This is a genomic window from Rahnella perminowiae (assembly GCF_019049755.1).
Classification (GTDB): Bacteria; Pseudomonadota; Gammaproteobacteria; order Enterobacterales; family Enterobacteriaceae; genus Rahnella; species Rahnella perminowiae.
The window spans coordinates 1-5,846 of record NZ_JAFMOS010000359.1 but is presented as its reverse complement, the minus strand read 5'-3'; the positions used below and the strand labels follow the sequence as shown (position 1 = coordinate 5,846).

At 48.9% G+C, this 5,846-nt stretch carries 3 protein-coding genes; all 3 read right to left on the bottom strand.

Annotation, left to right across the window (positions count from 1 at the left end):
- Window positions 1–73 precede the first annotated feature (73 nt).
- The 3 genes from J1785_RS04175 to J1785_RS04165 are packed head-to-tail and all read right to left on the bottom strand — an operon-like array spanning window position 74 to window position 5,829.
- On the bottom strand, window positions 74–1,498 hold the full coding sequence (locus J1785_RS04175) for an efflux transporter outer membrane subunit (RefSeq protein ID WP_238483068.1): 1,425 nt from the start codon (window positions 1,496–1,498) through the stop codon (window positions 74–76).
- Window positions 1,485–4,661, bottom strand: coding sequence for an efflux RND transporter permease subunit (locus J1785_RS04170; RefSeq protein WP_217218877.1), 3,177 nt, complete (start codon window positions 4,659–4,661; stop codon window positions 1,485–1,487). The genes J1785_RS04175 and J1785_RS04170 overlap by 14 nt, the downstream gene beginning before the upstream one ends.
- Before the next feature lies 1 nt (window position 4,662).
- Window positions 4,663–5,829, bottom strand: coding sequence for an efflux RND transporter periplasmic adaptor subunit (locus J1785_RS04165; RefSeq protein WP_373689687.1), 1,167 nt, complete (start codon window positions 5,827–5,829; stop codon window positions 4,663–4,665).
- Window positions 5,830–5,846 lie beyond the last annotated feature (17 nt).

The following is a 5,846-nucleotide window of genomic DNA, read 5'->3' as shown; positions in this document are numbered from 1 at the left end:
GATCTAGATCCTGAGTCCACCGAAGGACTTTACATAGCAAAACTGCCAAAATAATTTTGCAATACTAACGCGATCACTGGCGAAGAGATGTCCCTCCCCCCATTACTTTATAAAGCGTAATTAAGTTCTGATAATATGTTTCTTGAGTGCTGATGAGGTTTTGCCTTGCGCTATATAACGTCCGTTGCGCATCCAGTGCATTAATATAAGTATCGACTCCGCGCCTGTAGCGTAAATCGGCCAGTTGATAATAGGTCAAAGAGGCATTCACATAGGCCGTATGCGCATTTAACTGCTCCTGAATTGTGCCACGCCGGGCGAGCGCATCGGCAACTTCCTGAAAAGCCGACTGAATGGATTTTTCATAGGTGGCGACATACAGCTCTTTCTGTGCTTTTGAGTATTTAAGGGCAGCAACGTTATATCCTCCTGCAAATATCGGCAAACTAATACTCGGAGAGAATGACCATGTGCTTGCACCATTTTTAAATAACGATGAAAGCTGCGAACTGCTTACGCCACCGCTGGCAGTTAACGAGATTGAGGGAAAGAAATTAGCTCGCGCCGCGCCAATGCTGGCATTAGTCGCTTTAAGGTTATGCTCGGCCTCCAGAACGTCAGGCCGGTTAAGCAATACCGCCGAGGATACAGCAGGAGGCATATCCCTCATTATACCTTTCAGTTGTTCTATACCTGAAGGCAGCAAGTCAGCAGGCACACTTTTCCCCACCGCCAGATCGAGTGCGTTTTTATCCTGCGCTACACTGGTTGTATAATTAGCCACATCAGCTCGTGCAGATTGATAGGTACTGTCCGCCGACGCCACATCCACCATCGACGAAATACCGTGGTTGTAATTATTCTGTGTGACCTGGAGCGAATCGGCAGCACTTGCCATAGTTTGCTTGGCCGTTTCCAGGTTGCTTTTGTCTGCGGCCAGGATAATCCAGTAATTTACTACGTTATAAATCACTGTTAACTCGGTGCTTCTTGCTCCTTCTTGTGTACCTAAGTAGGCTTCATACTCTTCACGCGTCAGGCTTTGGTTTTTCCCGAACAAATCGAGTTCAAAAGAACTTGTGCTCGCGTTTGCTGAGGCAGAATTAGAGATCGCTGTTTGATTGCCCACTCCCGTTAAAGAACGCGAACGAGTATTACTGACCTCAGCGTCAACGGTCGGCAAGAGTGACGATCGCTCCTCTTCGTATTGGGCCTGCGCCGATTTAACATCGGCAACCGTTTCGCGGAGGTCACGACTGCTGTCCAAAGACATCGCTACCACCTTTCTTAACCTATCGTCAATGATATAGTCGCGCCACGAGGAATTAGCCATGTCTAATGTACCACCCGCCTGAGTGCTATAGGCACCGCCGTGCGGCATACGGTTTGGCACTGGCATTATTGGCCTCTGATACTTAGGGTCCAGAGAGATACACCCCGCTAGCAGAAAAGGAAGACTCAACAGGATCAAGTAGTTGATTTTATTATTCCGCTTCATGTTTGCGCCCCTCTTTTTCTGTCAGCGACGTATTGGACGTAGACACTTGCGGGAAGATTCGACGCACGGTGACGTAGAAAAGCGGAACCAGGAACACAGCAAAGACAGTTGCGGTCACCGTGCCACCGATAATACCGGTACCTATCGCAATACGACTATTTGTCCCTGCCCCCGTAGAGATGGCGAGAGGAAAAACGCCAGCTGTAAAGGCGAGTGATGTCATGATGATCGGACGAAGTCGCATTTTAGCCGCCGTGACTGCTGAATCTATCAACCCTGTGCCACGCTTATAGTTGTCTTCAGCGAACTCAATGATGAGAATGGCGTTTTTGGATGAAAGCCCTACGACAGTTAACAGTGCGACCTGAAAATAGATATCGTTATCCAACCCTCTAAGGGTGATGGCCAGTAATGCGCCCAAAACGCCCAACGGCACCACTAACAAAACGGATATTGGCACCACCCAGCTTTCATATAGCGCGGCAAGACAGAGGAATACGACCAGAAGTGAGATGGCATAAAGACTCATTGCCTGCCCCCCGGCCAATTTCTCCTGATAAGAAAGACTGCTCCACGTATACGTGCTTCCCTTAGGCAATTTGTTTGCGATAGCCTCCATCTCGGTCATCGCCGTGCCGGAACTGACGCCCATCGCGCCCTGCCCCTGGATTTCATAGGACGCCAAGCCGTTGTAACGCGACAGTTCATCTGAACCGTAAACCCAATGCGTATTTGAAAATGCCGAGAAAGGCGTCATGGTGGCCGAGTCACTGGTACTGCTGTCAGCGCTGTCCCGCACAAACCATCTACCAATGTCTTCAGGTTTACTGCGGAACTCACTGTCGCCCTGTATGTACACTTTTTTTACCCTTCCACGGTCGATAAAATCATTCACATAGGTTCCGCCCATCGCACTGCTTAACGTGCTGTTGATGTCACTTACAGAAAGTCCCAGCGACTGCACTTTAGCATCATCAATATCAACCTGAAGCTGGGGAAGATCGGGAAGGGAATTAGGACGTACCCCCATCAGTTCTGGATCCTGATTTGCCGCGCCTAGAAGTTGATTTCTCATCGCCAAGAGCGCATCGCGGCTGGTGCCAGCGGCTGATTGTAATTCAAACGTGAAGCCGTTGGACTGACCAAGACCACTCACAGACGGCGGTGTGAGGACAAAAATTTGCGCGTCACGCACTTGTGACAAACCCTTCATTGCTCGCATGGCAATAGCATCTGCACTATTGGCTTTTCCAGTACGATCGCTCCAGTTTTTCAATGCAATAAAGCCAATACCGGCGTTTTGGCCACTTCCTGAAAAACTGAAGCCGTTGACCAGCATACTGACGTTGATGTTATTGTTTTCATTCTTCTTGAAATAATCTTCGATCTGACGACGGACCTGCGAGGTGCGATCATCAGAGGCGCCAGGCGGTAAGACATACTGAACCATGATGTAGCCCTGATCTTCAGTAGGTAAGAAGCCGGAAGGCAGTCGGACGTACATCAAACAGCATGCCACTACGAATACGGCATAGATTAGGAAATAACGTTTGGGTCCATGAATAACACTGCCAACTTTTAAAGTATATTTGCTTTGCAGTCTGTCATATATCTGATTAAAACGGGCAAAGAATCCGGTTTGGCTTACGCCATGTTTGGTCGGTTTTAATAACGTAGCGCAAAGTGCCGGCGTCAAGGTCAGGGCAACCAGCACCGATAAAGCCATGGCAGAAACGATCGTGATTGAGAACTGGCGATAAATGACACCGGTAGAACCACTGAAAAACGCCATCGGCAGAAATACTGCACTGAGCACCATTGCGATGCCGACCAGCGCGCCGGTAATCTCCTGCATGGATTTGGCGGTGGCTTCCTTCGGCGGCAGTTTTTCTTCACGCATCACCCGCTCTACGTTTTCAACCACCACGATGGCGTCATCCACCAGCAACCCGATGGAGAGCACAATGCCGAACAGGGTTAATGTATTGATTGAATAACCAAAAATCGCCAAGATGCCGAAGGTTCCCAACAGCACAACCGGCACCGCAATAGCCGGTATTAATGTCGCGCGCGCATTTTGAAGAAAAATAAACATCACGATAATGACGAGAACAATGGCTTCGATCAGGGTTTTCACCACTTCTGTGATCGAGATTTTGATAAACTCAGTGCTATCAAGCGGATAAGTAACTTTATAGCCCTCTGGCATCGTGTGTTCAAAGGCCTCAACGCTTTGCTTCACACGCTCTGCCGTTGATAGCGCATTGGCACCAGGAGCGAGTTTGATGGCAATACCGCTGCCAGGGTGTCCATTGATGAGAACGTTCGAGCTGTAAGATTCCTGACCAATTTCTACACGCGCCACGTCCTCTAAACGAACGACTGCTCCATTGCTGTTACTCTTTAAAACAATATCCCGAAACTGTTCAGCGGTCTGTAAGCGTGAACGGGCCTTAATCGTTGCAACAAGCTGTTGTTCGCCCTTAACGGGAAGCGCGCCTAACTGACCGGCGGAAACCTGCGTGTTCTGCGCTTCAAGTGCTGTCTCAACGTCGGAGGGCATCAGGGAATGAGAGGCCAGCTTTACCGGATCAAGCCAGATACGCATGGCGTATTGAGCACCAAATACCTGAACATCACCGACCCCTTCAGTACGTGCTAGCAAATCCTGAATGTTGCTGACCAGGTAATCGGTGACGTCGGCTGAGGTGGATTTATTCGTTTGGTCATAAATACCCATTACCAACAAGAAATCGCTTTGCGCTTTTTTGACGGTCACACCTTGCGCCGTGACTTCGCTCGGCAGGCTATTTTCAGCCTGTTGAACCTTGTTTTGCACCTGCACCTGGGCTATATCCGGGTCCGTTCCCTGTTTGAAGGTCACAGTAATAACAACCTGTCCGGTTGAAGCCGTACTGGTTGATGAGAAATAGAGCAGCCCATCTAACCCTGTAAGCTGTTGCTCGATAACCTGTGTCACGCTGTTTTCAAGCGTTTCAGCTGAGGCACCCGTATAGGTTGCGGTAATCGAGATTTCTGGCGGAGCCACATCGGGATATTGCGCAATCGGCAATATGTTGATGCTCAGTATTCCGCAAATGCAGATAACGATGGCTATAACCCAGGCGAAAATTGGGCGGGTAATAAAGAATTGAGCAAGCATGCTATTTTTTCACCTCTTGCTCAGTATCCTGGGTCAGTTGACTGTTATGGTCGTCAACATCTTCAGCTTTGACGCTGTCCCCCACTTTGACTTTTGAGGTACCCTCGACAATTAGCCTATCCCCCTCGTTCAGACCTTTACTGATAAGCCAGTTTGTGCCGATTACCTGTTGGGCAATGACATTACGTAGTTCGACTTTATTATCTTTATCGACAACCAATGCAGTGGCTCCTCCTTTCACATCCCGTGAAATACCCTGCTGCGGGGCGAGAATAGCATGCGGGTCGATCCCGTTTGTTACTACGGCGTGAACGTACATGCCAGGCAAAAGCGTGTTATCCGGGTTCTGGAATAGGGCTCGGAGGGTCACCGAGCCGGTTGACTCATCAACCGAAACCTCAGTCAGCTCGAGCTTGCCGGTCTCGGGATAAGCGGTGCCATCCTCCAGTTTCAGAGTGGCTGGCACTCCCCCATTGAGCTGTAATTCCTTTCTCAGCTGCCTGAGTTTCAGTAATTCAGTGCTCGATTGAGTGATATCGACGTAAATAGGATCCAATTGACGGATAGTGGCAAGGGCATCCGTCTGGCTGGCGGTGATCAGAGCTCCCGGCGTCACGGAGGATATGCCGATTCGGCCTGAAATGGGGGCACGCACTTTGGTATATTCAAGATTGATTGATGCACTTTCCAACGCCGCTTTGTACTGCGCAACGGAGGCGACATTCTCCTGATAGGTTGCCTGAGCATCATCTGCATCTTGCTTAGATACACCCTTTTCCTTCACCAAATCGGCATAGCGTTCCGCTTTAATCTTGCTTGATACCACGGTTGCCTGCGCACTTTTCAATTGTGCCATTGCCTGATCGTAACTTGCCTGATAGGTAGCAGGATCAATTTGATAAAGAACCTGTCCGGCTTTAACGTCTGAACCTTCAGTGAATAATCTTTGCTTGATAATGCCGTTAACCTGCGGACGAACGTCTGACGTCATAGCGCTCGTCACCCTGCCGGTCAGCTCGCTTTCGAGTATAACTGGCTGAAGATGAATAACTTTGATTCCCACATCCTGAGTTATATTTTCACCCATCGGCGAAAATTTGGGGTGCTGGTCACATCCTATTACAGTTATGGTAATAAAAATTACGGGCATACATCTAAATAAACGAATATTAAACATAGAATGAA

Excerpts from the sequence above, each read along its gene's own strand:
- J1785_RS04175 (WP_238483068.1), bottom strand. The coding sequence starts at position 1,498 with ATGAAGCGGAATAATAAAATCAACTACTTGATCCTGTTGAGTCTTCCT.
- J1785_RS04170 (WP_217218877.1), bottom strand. The coding sequence starts at position 4,661 with ATGCTTGCTCAATTCTTTATTACCCGCCCAATTTTCGCCTGGGTTATA.